General features: G+C 40.1%; 11 protein-coding genes. 3 read left to right on the forward strand and 8 right to left on the reverse strand.

Annotation, left to right across the window (positions count from 1 at the left end; translation table 11 throughout):
* Window positions 1–84: 84 nt before the first annotated feature.
* The 3 genes from HUS61_RS07045 to HUS61_RS07055 all read right to left on the reverse strand — a co-directional run bounded on the left by HUS61_RS07045 (window position 85) and on the right by HUS61_RS07055 (window position 4,479).
* Complete coding sequence (locus tag HUS61_RS07045) at window positions 85–2,340, reverse strand: acyl-CoA dehydrogenase (protein ID WP_175081635.1); 2,256 nt, start codon at window positions 2,338–2,340, stop codon at window positions 85–87.
* 253 nt (window positions 2,341–2,593) lie between these two features.
* Window positions 2,594–4,126: a phospholipase D family protein gene (locus HUS61_RS07050; protein WP_175081636.1), complete on the reverse strand. Its 1,533-nt coding sequence runs from the start codon at window positions 4,124–4,126 to the stop codon at window positions 2,594–2,596.
* 158 nt (window positions 4,127–4,284) lie between these two features.
* Window positions 4,285–4,479 carry a (2Fe-2S)-binding protein gene (locus HUS61_RS07055; protein ID WP_054554573.1) on the reverse strand — a complete coding sequence of 65 codons (195 nt, stop codon included), beginning with the start codon at window positions 4,477–4,479 and terminating at the stop codon, window positions 4,285–4,287.
* 359 nt (window positions 4,480–4,838) lie between these two features.
* On the opposite strand from HUS61_RS07055, the gene HUS61_RS07060 reads away from it, so the two are divergent.
* The gene (locus HUS61_RS07060; RefSeq protein WP_175081637.1) at window positions 4,839–5,537 is read left to right on the forward strand and encodes a hypothetical protein; all 699 of its coding nucleotides are present in this window, start codon (window positions 4,839–4,841) and stop codon (window positions 5,535–5,537) included.
* A 57-nt stretch (window positions 5,538–5,594) separates the two neighbouring features.
* On the opposite strand, the gene HUS61_RS07065 is transcribed toward HUS61_RS07060, so the two are convergent.
* Complete coding sequence (locus HUS61_RS07065; protein WP_175081638.1) at window positions 5,595–6,011, reverse strand: hypothetical protein; 417 nt, start codon at window positions 6,009–6,011, stop codon at window positions 5,595–5,597.
* Window positions 6,012–6,309: 298 nt separating this feature from the next.
* Here HUS61_RS07065 and HUS61_RS07070 point away from each other — a divergent pair, with 298 nt between their 5' ends.
* Window positions 6,310–8,583: a CHRD domain-containing protein gene (locus HUS61_RS07070; protein WP_175081639.1), complete on the forward strand. Its 2,274-nt coding sequence runs from the start codon at window positions 6,310–6,312 to the stop codon at window positions 8,581–8,583.
* Between the two features lie 52 nt (window positions 8,584–8,635).
* On the opposite strand, the gene HUS61_RS07075 is transcribed toward HUS61_RS07070, so the two are convergent.
* The 3 genes from HUS61_RS07075 to HUS61_RS07085 all read right to left on the reverse strand — a co-directional run bounded on the left by HUS61_RS07075 (window position 8,636) and on the right by HUS61_RS07085 (window position 11,232).
* Window positions 8,636–9,121 carry a DUF6436 domain-containing protein gene (locus HUS61_RS07075; RefSeq protein WP_175081640.1) on the reverse strand — a complete coding sequence of 162 codons (486 nt, stop codon included), beginning with the start codon at window positions 9,119–9,121 and terminating at the stop codon, window positions 8,636–8,638.
* A 13-nt stretch (window positions 9,122–9,134) separates the two neighbouring features.
* Window positions 9,135–10,505 carry a methyl-accepting chemotaxis protein gene (locus tag HUS61_RS07080; protein ID WP_404936085.1) on the reverse strand — a complete coding sequence of 457 codons (1,371 nt, stop codon included), beginning with the start codon at window positions 10,503–10,505 and terminating at the stop codon, window positions 9,135–9,137.
* Window positions 10,506–10,677: 172 nt separating this feature from the next.
* Entirely contained in the window at window positions 10,678–11,232 is a 555-nt protein-coding gene (locus tag HUS61_RS07085) for an isochorismatase family protein (RefSeq protein WP_063529724.1), read from the reverse strand.
* 253 nt (window positions 11,233–11,485) lie between these two features.
* Between HUS61_RS07085 and HUS61_RS07090 the strand changes: the two genes are divergently transcribed.
* The gene (locus tag HUS61_RS07090; protein ID WP_175081641.1) at window positions 11,486–15,937 is read left to right on the forward strand and encodes an EAL domain-containing protein; all 4,452 of its coding nucleotides are present in this window, start codon (window positions 11,486–11,488) and stop codon (window positions 15,935–15,937) included.
* Here the strand turns inward: HUS61_RS07090 and HUS61_RS07095 are convergent.
* Window positions 15,912–18,698, reverse strand: coding sequence for a response regulator (locus tag HUS61_RS07095; protein WP_181447685.1), 2,787 nt, complete (start codon window positions 18,696–18,698; stop codon window positions 15,912–15,914). The genes HUS61_RS07090 and HUS61_RS07095 overlap by 26 nt on opposite strands.
* Window positions 18,699–18,712 lie beyond the last annotated feature (14 nt).

Genomic DNA, 18,712 nt, shown 5'->3' on the forward strand with positions numbered 1-18,712 from the left:
GGCCTATAGGCAATAAAAAACCCGTGCTAAACACGGGTTTTCGAAGATAAAGTCCTAATACTGCTAAGGACTTGCATTGTTGAATTACTCGTTTACCACACTTTTAAGTGGGTTAACTGGCTTTGCGTTGTCATCCAGTAAGTTCATATCAAAATCGAACTCATCAACACGAATCGCTTTTTCACGTTTCTTGTTGTAATCAATCAGTTTTGCATACTCTTCTTCGTTGATAACACTTGCAACAAGTGCATTATCAAGTGTTTCTGCAAAACGAACGCCTGGCTTGATAGTCTTAGCACGCAGTGCTTTTTTAACTTTTGCAAGTAAATCAAGACATGCCATTTTCGCTTTGTACGCTTGCTCATTGATGTGATGACCATCACCTTCAATTGGTTTAACCAAGTGAGTGATTTGCGCTTTAAATGCCGTATCCATTTGCGCTTGAGTCGCAAGTTCACGGATTAAATCATCACTGATCTTAGGCATTTTCATTGAGTAGTTCATCGTAATGAAACGCATAAACTTACGAGTACCACTTGCAGGGAAGTTATCTAAGAACTTATGCAATGCTTCTTCAGCGCTTTGTAGTGCAAAGCGAGTCGCATAGTGGAAGTAAGGCGCAGCTTGCTCACGTTCACTGCTTGCTACTTTTTGCTCGTAGTATTTAATTGATGCCATCGCCGCATACAAGAAGCTCATTACGTCGCCTAAACGTGCAGATAACATTTCTGCTTGCTTAAGTTTGCCGCCCAGTACTAATAACGAGAAGTCAGCGTAAACGGCAAGTTTTGCAGATAGTTTGTGCGCTGCTTTTTCGTAAGCACGTACTTCTGGTAGTGACGATTTAGCACCCGCAGTAAACGGTAATACGCCTAAACGGAAAGCTCGTAAGCTATTAGCTACGCTGTAACCTACTGTTTTACGTAAGATGCTGTTGAATTCTTTATCTGCATTTTTGTCTTCGCTATGGATAGACTCAACCATAGTTTGTAAGTAAGGGTGACAACGCATTACACCTTGACCAAAAATCATAAGGTTACGAGTAAGAATGTTTGCACCTTCAACCGTGATTGCGATTGGTTGTGCAACATATCCACTTGCTAATGTATTTTGCGGACCATTTTGAATTGCTTTACCTGCTTGAATATCCATTGCTGAATCAAGCACGTTACGACCAATTTCTGTCATGTGGTATTTAGCAATCGCAGTAACTACAGATGGTTTTAAGCCCATGCCTAAACCTTCTGTTGTTAATACACGCATTGCTTCTTGAAGGTAAGTTTTACCTGCGATATCAGCAAGCTTCTCTTGGATACCTTCGAATTGACCAATCGCCAGACCAAACTGCTCACGCACTGCTGCGTACTCAGAAGCACCTTTGAATGCTACTTGTGATGAACTAACACCAAGTGCTGGTAACGAAATACCACGGCCTGCACCTAAACAGCTAACCAGCATCTGCCAGCCACGACCGATGTTCTTTTGGCCACCAATGATGAAGTCCATTGGTACAAATACTTTTTCGCCGCGAGTCGTACCGTTGTAAAAACGGATACCCATAGGATCATGACGATTACCAAGTTCAACACCTGGGTGATCTTTAGGAATAAGCGCACAGGTAATACCTAAGTTTTCTTTACCACCGAGTAAACCATCAGGGTCAACTACTTTAAATGCTAAACCTAATACTGTCGCAATTGGCGCAAGTGTGATGTAGCGTTTGTCCCAGGTAATTTCTAAACCTAACACTTCTTCGCCATTGAACTGACCACGTTTAACAACACCGATATCTGGAATACCACCCGCATCTGAACCCGCTTCTGGGCTAGTTAGTGCGAAACATGGAATATCACGACCATTTGCAAGACGTGGTAAGTAGTGATCTTGTTGCTCTTTAGTACCAAAGTGAAGTAATAGCTCACCTGGGCCTAATGAGTTAGGAACCATCACGGTTACCGCAACCGCAGAACTCTTAGTCGCGATAGTCGCAACGATTGTTGAGTTTGCATAAGGGCTGAATTCTAAACCGCCGAATGATTTAGGAATGATAAGCGAGAAAAAACGCTCTTTTTTCAAGAAATCAAGAATGTAGTCAGGAAGATGAACACCGTTTTGAATTTCAGAATCATCAATCATTGATAATAATTCTTTCACTGGGCCATCTAAGAATGCTTGCTCTTCAGCGCTCAGCTTAGCTGCTGGCACGTCACGAAGTGCATCGAAGTCAGGTTTACCTTGGTAGATTGAACCTTCTAACCAAACATCACCCGCATCTAACGCTTCTTGTTCTGTAATTGAAATACTAGGTAATACTTTTTTTAATTTTGTACGTAAGCTCATAATAAACTCATCCGACCAGATAGTAATACCTACATTACGTCATAAAACGAGCAATAGATCAATTGGTCCAACCAGTTTTTTTAACATTTTTTTATATTTATTTTTTCTTTGCAAGCTAAGCACTTGAATACAATGGGTTTACACGTGTACGCTCAAACGCCATTTTTTATCCCGAAATGGTTAACAACTAAAGGCTGAAAACAAAAAGCCCAACTAAAAAGTTGGGCCTAGGTATAAATACTGAAGGAATGGCTTATAGTTCATCTTCGATAGGGAATAACGAAATAAACCACACTTGAAAGCGTCGCCACGAAGACGTTTGTGGTTCTTCATCAAACTGCTCATTACTTACTGTGTCGAGCCACACTAAGTCATTATCTTTGAGCTCTACTTTCCAGGCATATTCAGGCATTTGCGTATCAACCCAATGGGCCAAAAAGCGGCTAAGTTTTTCGCTTTCGATTAATACGCCCATCTCAGTATTTAAATCAAGCGAGCGAGGGTCGAGGTTCATGGTGCCCACAAAAATCTTTTCATCATCAAAGGTCATGGTTTTTGCGTGTAAACTTGCTTGTGATGAACCAGTTACTTTACGCCCTGCTTTGCGCTTAATGGCCATTAAGTCACTGGGTTTTAACTCCCACAGCTTAACCCCGCCTTTTACGAGATCTTCTCGGTACTTTTTATAACCAGCATGCACCGCGGATACATCGGTAGCAGCTAAAGAATTAGTCAGTACAGTGACATCAACGCCCTGCTTTGCCCAATTGGTCAGTAATTTAACGCCCTGCTCACGAGGAATAAAATACGGCGACACAATAATTGCTTTTTGTTTCGGCTCGCCCATTTCTTTAAACAACATTGGCGACATATTAGCCGATTTTTCACTGACGTCGTTCATCACCTTATCGGGATGATCATAAAACAACACAGACTTTTGCCAATCGAATTCTATTTCATCGTGCAATAAACGTTTTACAAAGGCGCTTTCGCGTAACTGCTCAACATAATTACTCTGCTGATTCTGCTCAACATAGGTCGATAAGGTGTTAGTGATATCAATAAGTGATTGCTCATCACGTTCACCGTGCAAATCTTCAACAGGGTAAGACAGCTGATGATTCCAATATAGATCAAATGCTTTTGATGCCTCTGGCACAATCTCGCCAACACTCATCACATCTAAATCAATAAATTCAGAATGATCTTCAGCCGAGAAATACGCATTGCCTATGTTGCGCCCACCGGTGATAAAAATCCGATTATCAACAATAAAGCTCTTGTTATGCATGCGTCTTGAAAGCTGGCTAAAGTTGGTAACAAAACCGAGCGCTCTAAAACGACGGTTAGGAAATGGATTAAATAATCGAACTTCAATATTAGGGTGAACAGCCAGTGCAGCTAAATCAAGCTCACTGTCGGCTTGCGATAAGTCATCAAGCAACAAGCGAATTCTTACCCCTCTATCTGCGGCTTTTAATAAATAGGCCGTAAATAAAATGGTGGTTTGCTGCCTGTGGTATAAATAGTACTGCACATCAATGGTGTGCTCTGCAGAATCAATGAGTGCCAACCTAGCTACAAAGGCATCGACCCCATCTGCTAAAGGATAAAACCCTGATAACCCAGGATGATTATTACCCACTGCATCTCCTATGGTACTGGGTGTATCCGCTGCAATGGCATAGCTTGGTTGAATGGACTCTCGTGAAGGTAACTGCGCACAGCCCGCGGTGATTAAAATGAGTACTGCACAAAAAAGTGATTTTGAAGAGTCTATTATCATGGCTTCCTACCAATGACCGTGTGATACACGTATCTGCTTTGTTATAACCCTAATAAATGAAGGGGTTAAAAGCAAATAAAAACTCGTAAGTATGGGGATAAATTAGAAGAATTAAACGAAGGAAAAATTGTTAAGCACGCATGCTTAAGAGCAAGTAATTACGCTACTTGCTCAGTGATATCTGCAATTTCGATCAGTTTGCGATTAAGAATTTTTTTACAACAACCACAACACTTGCCGCACTGGCTACCCACTTGCAGTTCTTTTGATAAATCGCGCATCGTCATAGCGCCATCATCAATTGTTTGTTCGATTTTTTTATCAGTCACACCATGACATAAACAGATATACATGAATGCAAACCACTCTCATTTCTCTTGATGGTCAGCATATTAATCTAAACGGTAATAGTTCGCAATAGTGTTATAGACAATATTTGCATAACTTTTATACCGAAATTTCATAAATGGTACACAACTAAAAATTTTCCCTTATGATTTGGGCAGTTAGTTAAAGGCGGCTAAAGAAAAAATTTTTATTTTTTTTGGTATTGTTCTGCTCTAAAAGTGAGCTATTCCTTATGCTGGATTTCAAGTAATTAGTTTTGATAAATAAACCATTTTAGATAATACAACAAAGCGCCTCGGTAATTGGCAATAAAGAACTGCTTTTGCTATTTTACGCCTAATACTAGATCAGTAATCGAGGACACATGGAAGCGCCTACTTTTGAATTAACCCGTGATAACTTTAACTCAATCTTTTTTCAGACTTTCATAAAAACGAAAGTGCAAGCTGAAATACCTATCTTGAGATGCGCAGTCCCTTTACCTAAAGCACAGAAATTCAAAGCAAAATTAATCACCGGTGCTATATTCATCATTGCTTGCCACCTTGTTTGGAAAACACAATCCGGTGCAGGTGCAATTGCCGCTGTTATCATTACATATCTCAGTTACTTTTTAGTTCAAATGTTTATCGCCAATAAGCGTTACTTCATCCATGAATCCCCGTTGTGCGAAATTAAAATAAACCAAGAACAGGTTTACCTGCCTGCACTTTTATTCGATGACAGAAAACCACGAACAATTAAAAGAGAAGATTTACTTAACGTTGAGGCCATATGGAATTTTACACGCACCAAAAGCGGCTACGATATTAACGATCCACAACCTAGGCGTGCCTATCTATTTTCTGTTATTTTTAAAACTCGCTATGGTGATTCAATTCCTTTAAATGACTGGAGCTTAGAACATCCTGAGCTCTTCAAGACACTTGTTGAGTATGATTACCCAGTCACTATGATCAGAACAGCCAAACGCGGATCACCAATAACAGTTCACATAAAATGGTTCTTCCTATTTACCTTTATATATACTCTCATCTACTCACTTATAAAGTATGTAATTTAGCGGACTTATAAATATGCAATTGGCAAAGCAACTGCGAGCAAGCGCTTTGCCTTAAACTTACGCTTTATTGTTAAACAGCATACCAGAGTGATTACTAGAAGTAGGAGCAAACAAAGAGTTTATCATCGTAGAAACATTACTTTTTACGGCAAGCTGGACTGCATTTATTTCTTCATCAAGTTGTTTATTAAGCTCTAGTAACTCACTTTCTCGTTGTTCTGGAGCTAGGTCTTTGTTGCTTTTTAAACTATTAATCTTATTTTGTAACTCCTTTATTTTTACTACAAGCTCTTGTTGTGTGTGTGATGTCTTTGATTGAGCTTCTGCTTGTGGATCAGAATCAACGCCCGCTTCTTGTTGTTTAGCGCCTTGAAGGTTTGTTGCTTTTTCACTTTCTGGGTTTAGCTCATTTTTATTTTGCTGATCTAATAATGGCTCTTTTAGGAATGAGGATGTGTACGAAGTTAGCTGCATAGTTTTCCTATCGTTAATTTTTTGACGTTTAGCTATAAACCTTTTGAAAACAAAATAGATGCACAATCCGTACCCATTTACCACCCAAAACTTTTTATGTTGGTAAGCATGTATGTTCCTTTAAAGTTAGCGATATTAAACTTTAACTATTAATCCCCTTTTCCAATAAACTAACACTAAAGAACCAGTTTTTAACTTTTAAATAACCTTTTGTGATCGCTTTTTAAACACCCGCCGTAAGCCTTATTGAAATGGACGCGTCGTAACGTCCGAACATACAAAGATATAAGGAAGAACGATGAAATACATACTCCTGGCTAGCAGCTTACTTTTTCTCACCGCTTGTAGCGATGATGATGACGATAATACCGAAGTTGTTACCCCTCCCCCAGTTCAAGAATTCACTCCAAGTAAAACCTATTCTGTAACTTTAAGTGGCAAACAAGAAGTGCCAATGAATGACTCAATGCAAACAGCGACTGCAACGGTAGAGCTTGACGAAAGTTTAATGCAATTTCGTGCAACACTTGATGCAAGCTCAGTTGAAGGTTTTAGCGCAGCACACATACACGACGGCGATTTAGGCGCTAATGGTGATGTTGCTTTTGCATTTGAGGCCACTACCGATGGTATGTATGAAGTCGCAATTACCGACCTTGATGAAAGCTTGATCGCTGATTTAATGGATGGCGATTGGTACATTAACCTTCATACCGAACAATATGCAAACGGCGAACTTCGTGCGCAAATTGTGCCTGATACAACCAGTATCATCACGTTTGTTTTAAATGGCGATCAGCAAGTGCCTATGAACGACAGTGACGCAATGGGTTATGGCTATGCATCTTATGATAGCGCCACGACAGAATTACGACTTCGTGCGGTGACTATGGGTGTTGATGACGCTACAGCAGCTCACATCCATACAGGAAAATTAGGTTCAAATGGTGATGTATTTGTGACTTTAGAGCAAGACGACGAAGTCATGACTGACTGGGTTGTACCTGAAGATACCATGATAGACAGCGACACTCTGGCAGTACTTTTAGACGGCGGTCACTATGTTAACGTTCACACACCTGAATTTGCCGGTGGCGAAATTCGCGGCCAAATCTTAACAGACAACTATGCAGTTGCGACCTTTGACTTGAGTGGTGCTCAAGAAGTGCCTATGGTCAGCACCATGGCTGATGGTGATGGTTATGCTCTTGTTGATACAACAGACTACAGCGTAGAGCTTACTGTTGTAACATCAGGCTTAGACGATGCAAGTGCTGCGCACATTCATACAGGTCGTATCGGGACTAATGGCGATGTATTAGTAGCTCTTGAACAATCAATGGATGATAGCAATGTCTGGATGACACCAAGCAACACGCAAATCAATGCAGATATTTTTGCAGTGCTGGCTTCTGGCGGTCACTATGTCAATGTTCATACACCTGCTAATGCTGGCGGCGAGCTTCGTGGGCAAATCCTAACCAGTAACTATGGCTTTACGAGTTTTAAACTAAGCGGTGAGCAAGAAGTTCCTGCCATCGAATCTGATGCAAGTGGTGAGGGTTATGCATTAATTAACATGGATAACTATGCCTTAGAGCTATTAGTAAACACAATGGGTGTTGATGATGCAACAGGTGCACACATTCACACTGGCCGAATTGGCACGAATGGCGACGTACTCGTTGCACTTGAGCAGTCAACAGCTGACGCAGGCATGTGGATGACACCAGCAAATACCATGATCAACGCAGAGATATTTGAGGTACTTGCATCAGGCGGTCATTACGTTAACGTGCATACGCCTGCTAACATGGGTGGCGAAATTAGAGGTCAGATCCTAACAGATAACTATCAACTCGTTATTTTCCCACTTAGTGGTATGCAAGAAGTTCCTGCTGTTGATACGATGGCATCAGGTAGTGGTTATGCATTAGTTAACATGGATAATTACCATCTAGAATTAAGAGCGTTAACCGAAGGTGTGAGTGATGCTACTGCTGCCCACATTCATACAGGTCGTATAGGCACCAATGGCGACGTTCTTGCCGCGTTAGAGCAATCAAGCGATAACATGAACCTGTGGCAAACACCTGAAAACACCATGATCAATGCAGATATTTTTGCAGTACTCGCATCAGGTGGTCACTACGTTAATGTGCATACTCCAGCTAACCCTAGTGGTGAACTACGCGGTCAAATCCTTACCGACAACTATGTGTTTGTAACCTTTCCGCTAAGTGGTGAACAAGAAGTACCCGCGGTCACAACGGATGCATCTGGTGATGGTTATGCGCTAGTGAATACCAATGATTACAGTGTTGAGCTGCAAGTACTAACATCAGGTGTAAGTGATGCAAGTGCAGCCCATATTCATACCGGTGTAGCAGGTGAAAATGGCCCTGTGTTAGCTCCTCTTGTACAAGACAGTGATGATATGAATCGCTGGATGAGTAGCACAAGCTTAATGATAGATGCCGATATCTTTTCAGTTTTAGCTTCAGGCGGTCATTATGTAAACATTCATACGCCTGCAAATCCAAGCGGTGAGATACGAGGCCAAATTCAATAATTTTATAAAGTCAGAGGCCAATATTTTTGGCCTCTTTTACTTACCTTTTAGCTCAGTTAATCTCACAATAACACCCCTCAGCATCTGAGTTAATAAACTGGCTATTAAAACCCGCACGTAAGTTTGCAATTACTAACTCAACAAAGCCATTCTGACTTGAACAGGCGAGTCCTTTTGATAGTGGACCTGCATACACAAGCTGTTGATTTTCTGAAACAAGTACTGCGGCAGGTTGAGCGGGTAATATTGCAGCAACCGCAGATGTTGGTTTAAGTTTTATTACTCCAATACCTTGCTCTGCTGCATAGCTGCTAAGGCTTGTTATGTGCGGTTGTGAGCGTTCTGAGCATACACAGGTATTTTCATCAATAATGTACAAGGTATCTGTATTTGTGGTGCTAAGCCCCATACTTTGTTGAAAAGCAGGTAACCAATTTGTTGTGGCTAGCTTTTTATCTGGATCAAAGGAGCTTGCTTGTTGAGAATAAGCAAACACCAAGGCTAATGCTACAGAGGCAACCCAAAGTAGAGTTGCCATTATCAGCCATTTGCTATTTGAATTTAGCAATACCTTGCTCCAGTACATCGATACTTACATCAATTAACTGCACGCGATCGGTGAGCTTTTCAATCATCAAGTTGTCGTTGGCTTGGTTAGCAATTAAGGCTTGTGAGTTCTCGGCAATAGCACGTGTATTACCCGCTTGATTTTGCACTACATGAGCAACCGATTGTGAGCTACTTGCGGCAACATTCACCTGCTCTGTCATCTCGGTAATTTGCAGTTTCATCTGCGAACTAATGGCCGACAACTGCTCTATAAGCGCAACACTACCTTGCATAGACTTGGTTGATGAGGCACTGTTTTGCATCAAGCTTTCAAGCGTATTAGTTATTTTATCCGTCGTGTTTTTACTGCGTGTTGCCAAGTTTCTAACTTCATCAGCCACTACCGCAAAGCCGCGGCCTTGTTCACCTGCACGTGCAGCTTCAATTGCAGCGTTAAGCGCAAGTAAATTCGTTTGCTCAGCAATTGACGAAATTTCATTAAGTAATTCAGAGATATGCGAACATGCACTTACAAGTTGGCTAATGTTTTGATCTGCTTCTTGAAGGTTATTAGCAAGCTCAGCCGTTTTGCTGTCTGTATTCGCCACTTCATTTAATGCCTCTGTAGCACTTAAATGGAGCTGCTCAAACTGTGTTTGTAGCTCATTACTTTCTTGTTCAACATGAGCAAAGCCTTCGGCGACTCGTTCACCTGACTGCGCGATATCGGTCGATAGCTGCTCACGATTAAGTGCTTGCTCATGCAATTCGTCGTGTACTTCAAGTAATTGTTTAGACTGGCTTTTTAAAACACTACTTTGGCTTTGAACATCACCAATCACGCTCGATACAAAACCCAGTAAGCGGTTAAAACCCGCCACGGCTTCACTGTGGCTATCATCCGCTCTTAAACTAATATTAATGCTGTTTTCGTCGGCCATTATCTGCTCAGTCGTTGTGCTTAACGATAAGCCAGAACTACGTTCACGATGAAGGGTTTTTGCAATGTAGCCAGCTACAATCGCTTCAACAATGGCATACACGGCATGGATAAGTACGGTGCTAAAATACAATCGATCTGGGTCAAAAACGTATAAACCGACTTCGTTTATCTGTAAAAAGTAAAAGCTCAAATGGTGAACTGCCACAAAAGCAAGTGCAGTAATAAACACGCGCCATTCAACAAACATGATCAACACGGCCATTAAAATAAATATTTCAAAGTGAACTTCAATTAAGCCGTAGCTTTGTTGGATGTGTAAAAACGAAAACATCATGCAACCTGCAGCCACAACATGGGCTGTTAATTTGCTCGTTGGGTATTGATGGAGCATCCAAAGCGGTAAAGATAGCAATAATAAACCGGTTACCACACCTGTAATTAGGGTCGAATAGATAAAACCTAAAACTAAAGATTAAACAAACAATAAAAGGAACAAATAAGTAAAAAGGCGGCGCACACTCGTCATAGATAAAGCCTTAATTATTAAATAATATACAAAAATACAATTAATCGAGCCAATACGGTTTGATGCGCATCATGGTTCACTTTATTAATTGCAATAATGCTCTAAATTGATCAGTCCCTGCTTTTTCTAGCCATTGAAATATCAAACTTTCTGTACAAGTAATAATAGCACCTGCTGCCGATAGCTGCTTAATTGCTAACTCTTTGTGTTTTTCGTTACGTGATGCAATGGCATCTTCCACTACAAACACTTGGTAACCATTGGCAATTAAGTCTAAACATGTTTGCAGTACACACACATGCGACTCTGTACCCGTTACCACTATTTGCTTACGGTTAAAGCCAGCCAATAGGTTGTTAAATTGAACCTCTTGGCATGCGCTAAAATGTATTTTGTGATAGCAGTTAGTGCCACTTATAAAAGGTAAAAGCTGTTCACTACTTTTACCTAACTTGGTTGGGTTTTGTTCGGTAAATAAATAGGGAATATCTAAAGCTTTAGCTGCTTTTATTAACTTTTCGGTCTGATTAACAGCTAAGCCAAAGTCGTTAATTACCGGTTCAAGCCCTGCCTGAAGGTCAATAATCAATAACAATGCATTACTTTTTTGGCTTATAAATGAATGGCGCATCACGTTCTCAAATTGCTGATAATTGAACTAGTTATAGCATATGTTTCAGTTTCAGCAACAAGTAGACCTTATTACTATTTTTTCTTTTCAGAACCATTAATTACGGTCATAATTGTGCTATATTTTGTTAAAAATTATGCGCAAATAATAATTTAGGGTTAATCAGTCAGTGCCTAAACTTTTTCTTTTGATTTTCAGTTTGCTGTTCTTCACGCTTTCCTCTTCGGCGTTGGCACAAAACTATGCTTTGCAAATGCAGCGTATTTCAACCGATGAAGGCCTTACGCAAGGCAGTGTAACTAAAATCGTGCAAGATGATTTAGGCTTTATCTGGATTGGTACCTATCAAGGCTTAAATAGGTATGATGGTTATCAGGTAGCGCCTTTTGCTGGTGAGTACATACTTGATCAGCGACAAATTACCGCAATGCATAAAACTGACGACGGAAACATTTTCGTCAGCACTGAGTTTTCAGGTGCTTTTCTAATAGACCCAAAAACACTAAAAGTTGAAAAAATCTATTCTGGCAAACTAGACCCTGAAGATGTTTTCTTTTCGCCTATTTTAGCAATCACTGAAGACGATTATTTTTTTTACTTCGCTATTGCTCAGCACGTTTATTCATACAACAAGCAATCAAAAAAGTTTTTGCATGAGTTTTCTATTAATAAAGAAGAGCATATTGTGCGAGCACTCACCCTGCACGACAACTTTTTATATATAGGTACATCAAATGGGCTTTTCTCAAAAAACCTTGCAGATGAGCATATCTCGCATATTCCGCTTACCGATAAATCTCAGGTTACCGAAGATAATAAAAACGTAAAATTTTTAAGGGTCGATGCGCAACTGGGCTTATTTGTTGGCACTGTAGAAGGAATGTTTGATATCCCATTTAACGCTAACCGTTTACTGGCGTTTGATAAGATAAGGCTGTTAATTCCTAACTTAAATATTTGGGACTACTCTATTAGCTCATTCGGTGAATATATTGTCACAGAAAAAGGATTGTTCGAATTTAATCGCCAAACCATGTCGGTTGAGTTCATCTTAAACTTTGAGCAAAGTAAGTTTTTGATGTCTGACAATTCAATTCAAGATGTGATGATTGATAAAACTGGCTTGCTGTGGCTTGCATCTCGTTCTCAAGGTGTTTTTACTTGGTCAACTCTAGCAAGACGCTTTAAGCATATTGAATTAAAAAATAGCCAAGCTCGCTTCAACAATAATGTCTGGTCGGTATTACAAGATCAAAACAATACCGTTTGGATAGGTACAGATAATGGCCTAATGAAGTACAACCAAGTTACTAAAGATATTACACCCTACTTAGTTAGTAACGATGAAAAAGCCTTTCATGGTGAGCATGGTATTTATGGTATTACCGAGGCTAACATTGATGACAACAACCGTTATCTGTGGCTAATGAAATACATAGGTCTTGCCTTGTTTGATAAACAGACCGGCGAACTAGTGCCTATAAAAGGCAATGCTGAGACCATGCACCTCATAAATTACAACCCAAACTGGGGCTTTCGTGCTATGGGTAATGATCAATTTGCATTTTTAGATGACCAAAATTTTTATAAGTACAATGGTAAAACAGGCGAACTTACCACTATTAAAGGATTAAAAGAACAAGTTGACCTAGTTAATGCCCATGCTTTTTTAAAGCCACTGCCTGATCATCCTGATGAATATGTACTGAGTATGTCTGGAAAATTGTACCGCTACAATGAGCAGACTCAAAAGTTAACACTGATATACCAAACAGATAACTATAACCCTTTAGCGTTCACAACAATTGATGACTGGGTGATGGATTATAACAATACGCTTTGGCTTGGCTCGGCTGACGAAGGACTTATTGGCATAGATGCTAAAACTTACGAAGTTAAACACCGTATTAATATACAGTCGGGCTTAAAAGCTAAATCTGTTTTTGCATTGCAAATAGATCGTTTTGGTTTTTTATGGTTAGGGACTCAAAATGGCCTTTACCGCCTTGACTTAAGCTCCTTAGAACTTGACCGTTACTTTATTCGCGATGGTTTAGCCGTTAATGAATTTAACATTGATGCCGACACCACCTTACATAACGGACAACTTGCATTTGGTAGTACCCGAGGCGTACTTTTACTTTCACCAGAAGACTTTTTATCGTCGCCTGTAGAGGCTGGTAATATAAATACCGAAATAACCAATGTAACTTTGCTTTCGCGAGAGCTTAACTACCATCCATATAAATATGTGAATACGCCTCTGCAGATCACCTATGATGATATGGGCTTAGCAGTCACCTTTTCTAATTTTGATACCATCAATAAAGATAAAACATCGTACCGAGTGACCCTTGATGGGCCAACCTCACTGCAATACGACAAGCTAACAACCAATGAGGTCTTTTTCACTAAGTTACCGCCTGGTGATTATGTGTTATCAGTGTCGTCGTCAACCGAGTTAAGCGATGCAATATCAGCGTCTAGACAACTAAGATTCAATGTTGCACATGCACCTTGGTCATCCCCTGCTGCAAAAGCAAGTTATGTCATTATTGTATTAGCTATTTTGTTTTTCCTATTTTGGCAATACCGTGCTCGTCAGCAAATGATCGGCCGTGCGCATGCAGAAGCTGTAAAATCACAACAACAAACCGAACTCGCTTTAAGTAGTACTAAAAGTGGTGTTTGGGAGATTAACCTAGCAGAACAATTTTTAAGAACGACTCGCTTTTCTGCTGAGCTGGGCTATGCCGAATATAAAGATGGTATAAACCTCAACAAGTTTGTGGGCTTAGTGCACCCGCACGATCGCAATAATGTAACTAGCCAGTGGCAACTATTTTGTAAGCAAACAAATAACCAACAATGGAATACCACTTACCGTTTAAAACATAAAAATGGTAGCTGGCTTTGGTATGAAGACATTGGTCGTATTGTTGCAACCGATGAAAACAACCGCCCATTAAAAATAACCGGTATTTATACCAATATTACTGAGCAACGCGCTAATGCCCAGCAAGCCAGTGTGCTCGGCGAAGCATTTGGGCAAATAAACGACTGGTTGCTAATTTTAGACAATCAACTCAAACCATTTTCTGCTAATGCCAGTTTTGGTGAAGCATTCGCCACGCCAAACAATGTTGCAGAGCTTACTAGTCGCGACTTTATTGCAGCCATAGGCCGTGCAAAATACCTTGAATATATAGACGTATTAAAAACACTTAAGCCAAAGCAAAACTGGAAAACAGAAGCTGTTATTCGCACGCTAAAAAGCCCTGCACACCCGGTTCATATTAGTGTCACGGCTGTAGCCAAGGAAAACCAATCAATTAGTCATTATGTAATTGTAATTTCAGACTTAACAGAGCAAAAACGCGCTGAAGACGATTTGCGCTATTTAGCAAATTATGACCCGTTAACGGGCTTGCCTAACCGCTCCCTAATGCATACAAAAATTAGTAACTGTATAAATAACGCAAAAAAATACAATAAACTAGCTGCATTATTGTTTATTGATTTAGATAAATTTAAGCCTGTAAATGATTCATTCGGTCATGCTGTCGGCGACCAATTACTTTGCGATATCACGCAAAGAGTAAGCCTAATGTTACCTGATAACGCCGTAATAGGCCGTCAAAGTGGCGATGAGTTTTTGGTACTTGTTAAAGATTTACACTCCCCGCAAACACTCAGTGAGCTCGTTAAAAAGCTCACAGAAGAACTGGCAAGCAAAGTTATAATTGACGACTTTTCAATCAATATTTCTGCGAGTGTTGGTGTCGCTCTTTACCCATTTGATGCGAAAACAGCAGATGATTTAATTAAAAATTCAGATATAGCCATGATGCACGCCAAGCAATCTGGCCGTAACAATTTTAAATATTTCACTGAGCAGATGAATAACCAGCTAACCAAAAAGCTGTTACTTGAAAATGCCTTGAAAGATGCGTTTAAAGACGATGAGTTATTTAATAACTATCAGCCTATTGTTAATGCTAAAACTAAAAAAATAAACGGCGTTGAGCTTTTAATGCGCTGGAAGAACGAGCAAGGTTTTGTATCACCTGCTGAGTTTATCCCTATTGCCGAAGAAATTGGTTTAATCGATGCGCTGACTGAGCAAGCCCTTGATAGAGCGCTAACAGAGCTGCTACCTATGCTGCGTGCTAACCCTCAGTTTTATTTATCATTAAACCTGTCACCGACGCACATTTTAAAATCGAACTTAACTGAACGTTTATTACTTATTTTGAATAATCACATGGTTAAGCCGGTTCAGCTACGTCTTGAAATTACAGAAAATACGCTTTTAGAAGATAAAGAGAAAGCCTCTAAGCAGCTGCAAAAACTTAAAAATGCCGGCTTCAAACTATTACTTGATGACTTTGGCACAGGTTACTCGTCACTAACTTACCTAAGTCAATTCCCGATTGATGTGATCAAAATAGACCAAAGCTTCGTGCGTAATATCGGCCAAGATAAAAGTAATGAATCGATTATTAAAACCATCCATGCGCTGTCATCGAACTTAGGCTTATATTGTATTGCTGAAGGGGTTGAGACAAGTGAGCAAATCAGCTTCTTAACAGAGATGGGCTGCGAAGATTTACAAGGTTACTACTTCGCGAAACCCATGCTGGCCGATGACCTCATTGCAGAAAGTACGATTCAGGCAATCATTGATCGACTAAACGCGCTTTAAACCATTTATTTAAGCAGCGATAAAGCTCATCTTTATTTATGGGCTTTGAGATAAAGTCATCCATACCCGCTACAAGGCAACGTTTTTGATCTTCTTCAAAGGCGTTCGCCGTAATAGCAATAATGATAGCTTCGCCATACAGCGCAGGATTCTGTTTTATTTCTTGTGTACATTGATAGCCATCCATGTGAGGCATTTGGCAGTCCATCAAAATAATATCTGCCGCAAAGCTTTTAAGCTGCTCAAGCGCCTGTAAGCCATCGTTTGCCATTTTGATAGTACAATGGGTGTCTTGCATCATTTTTTGCAGCACGATTTGATTGACAGGATTATCTTCAACAATTAATACTCTAACCCCACTAAGTGTTGGCTTGTCTGTACTTTGTTCTGCCGTAGCTTCTGCGTCGCTCACAGTGACTGGGATGGCAACAGTAAACTCACTGCCCTCACCTTCTTGACTCACTAATGAAAGCTCTCCATCCATCAGCTCTATAATGCGCTTACTAATGGTTAATCCTAGACCAGTACCGCCATATTTACGGGTGGTCGATATATCGGCTTGAGTGAACTCTGTAAACAGTTTGGCCTGTTGATTGGCTGAAATACCAATGCCTGTATCACGAATTGATATTTCAAGAGCGCCATCGACCATTTGGCATTGCATGTTTATTTCACCTGACTCAGTAAATTTACCCGCGTTACTCAAAATATTATTGATTACTTGGCTAAACCTCAGTGGATCTAAACGGATATACTCAGGTATGTCCTTTGCTATGCTTAAGTTAAATTCGACACCCGTTTTCACACTGGTATTGCTAAATACTTTTGCTAATTGTTGCAGTAAAGCCTTAATCTCAACGGCGCGGTTTTCTAATTTAAGTGCCCCCGCTTCAATTTTCGAAAAATCTAAAATATCATTTAAAATCAACAATAAGTTATTGGCACTTTGATGGATCATCGCCAGCTCATCACGTTCAGTTTCGGGAAGTTTAGGATTTTCTAATAGCAGTTGAGTCATGCCTAAAATACCATTGAGCGGGGTGCGGATTTCATGGCTCATGTTCGCTAAAAATTGCGACTTGGTACGGTTAGCTTGGTTCGCTAAGCGCACAGCTTCGACTAGCTCATTAGTTTTATCATTAACTTGTTGCTCGAGCTGGGCATTAAAATCAGTCAATTTGTTATTCAACACTTCGTTTTCGTGATTCGCTTGATGTAAGCGATTAAAATTAAGCGCCAGCTTATTTGCTAAACTCGAAAACTGCGACTGCAAACGACTCACTTCTAGCCAAGTTTGTGGTAAGTCGGTATCTGTGATTGCCCGCTCAGGCTCAAATTTGTCTATTTGTTCAGCTAACTTTTCGATAGGAGCAATTAACCAGCGGCTTAACTGCGTTATGAACACACTGGTTAATAAAATAATGAACAATATCATCACCAAAGACTGACCCCATGCACTCACCGCAACATTGTTGGCATGTTTGCGATTGAGCATGGTCATTACAATCCAGTTATGCTCTGTTGAGCGAGCTTCTCTGGCGTAAAACTGCTGTTCGTTCTCAGCATCAAACATTTTAAAGCGTGCTTCGTCTGCAAATGAATCTATTTCTTCATCTGTTAATTGTTGTAGTTCTTTAAAGTCATCTAATGTGCTAAATACCACTTTGTTGCTGGCATCTAAAATCAACAACTCGCCTTGATGACTAAATAGACTGGGCCTGAGGCCTGCAAAATAATCAAACATCAGTGAGCCTTCAACGACGCCAGTAAAGGTATCTTCAATATAAATCGGTGCTGATACTGCAACTATAGGTAAAGAGCCAAAACCGCGGCCCTTAAATATTGTTGAGATATAACCAAGCTCATTATTAGGCGCATTGATAAAGTAATCTCTATCTGCCACATTGGCGCGAATGTTTGACTGCTGCAAACTAATCGCTAACGATTGTGGATAAAAGTGAGTGACATCAGCAAGGGCATTAACAATGATTTGTGTTCTAAAATCAGGGTATAGATTTGCCATATTTTCAAGGGCAATTTGACGAGGAACTCCATTGGCTATACTTCTGGCAGTAAGTACCACCCCTTTTTTATGGTGATCGAGGTGACCATCAATTGTGCGTGCGATTTCTTTGGCTTTTTCTTTTAACTGTGCATTTATCTCATACTCAATGCGCGCATAATGGTTATTGGTTAGTACTACTGAGGTTAATATAACTACCAGCACAACCAGCAAAGTAACAACATAATTAAGTATTTTATAGAGTGACGAATAATGTTTATGCCACGAATAGCGGCTAAAGAAGAAGCTTAGTAAATCAATAACAGATAAGTAAATTGCCGCATTTAAGCAGTATTTAGCAAGTGCGATGGCAATGGTTAAAATTGGAAGACCTAAAAAGAAATGGCCAAAACTCCAAAGTAGAGGTAAACCAATTACAAACCAAAACAGCATGCCTCGTAAAAAAACTGGCCGCGCTTTTGACAAACAGAATACCTGCAAGCAGATGAGCTCTAAAGCAAACACAATGGAAGGCCAAGCATGCCCCCAGCGATAAAAAATAAACCCTGTACTTAAAATAAAGGTGATTATTGCGAACCGCCAACCGAATAGCAGCAAGCTTAAGATCACAAAAAACTGACCAAGAAGAAATTCTGAGCTATCTAAAAACCAAATTGGTAATAAATTAACAACTCCCGCAATACAACCAAGCAGTACTGCGGCTAAAAAGTTGAAATATGAAGGCTTATTTTGAAGCAAAAAAGGTATCCTAA

This window comes from Pseudoalteromonas sp. 0802, assembly GCF_013350085.1.
GTDB lineage: Bacteria > Pseudomonadota > Gammaproteobacteria > Enterobacterales > Alteromonadaceae > Pseudoalteromonas.

What these genes read in the sequence shown, in the direction of transcription:
- HUS61_RS07045 (WP_175081635.1), bottom strand. Translation starts at nt 2,340, where the DNA reads ATGAGCTTACGTACAAAATTAAAAAAAGTATTACCTAGTATTTCAATT.
- HUS61_RS07050 (WP_175081636.1), bottom strand. Translation starts at nt 4,126, where the DNA reads ATGATAATAGACTCTTCAAAATCACTTTTTTGTGCAGTACTCATTTTA.
- HUS61_RS07055 (WP_054554573.1), bottom strand. Translation starts at nt 4,479, where the DNA reads ATGTATATCTGTTTATGTCATGGTGTGACTGATAAAAAAATCGAACAA.
- HUS61_RS07060 (WP_175081637.1), top strand. Translation starts at nt 4,839, where the DNA reads ATGGAAGCGCCTACTTTTGAATTAACCCGTGATAACTTTAACTCAATC.
- HUS61_RS07065 (WP_175081638.1), bottom strand. Translation starts at nt 6,011, where the DNA reads ATGCAGCTAACTTCGTACACATCCTCATTCCTAAAAGAGCCATTATTA.
- HUS61_RS07070 (WP_175081639.1), top strand. Translation starts at nt 6,310, where the DNA reads ATGAAATACATACTCCTGGCTAGCAGCTTACTTTTTCTCACCGCTTGT.
- HUS61_RS07075 (WP_175081640.1), bottom strand. Translation starts at nt 9,121, where the DNA reads ATGGCAACTCTACTTTGGGTTGCCTCTGTAGCATTAGCCTTGGTGTTT.
- HUS61_RS07085 (WP_063529724.1), bottom strand. Translation starts at nt 11,232, where the DNA reads ATGCGCCATTCATTTATAAGCCAAAAAAGTAATGCATTGTTATTGATT.
- HUS61_RS07090 (WP_175081641.1), top strand. Translation starts at nt 11,486, where the DNA reads ATGCAGCGTATTTCAACCGATGAAGGCCTTACGCAAGGCAGTGTAACT.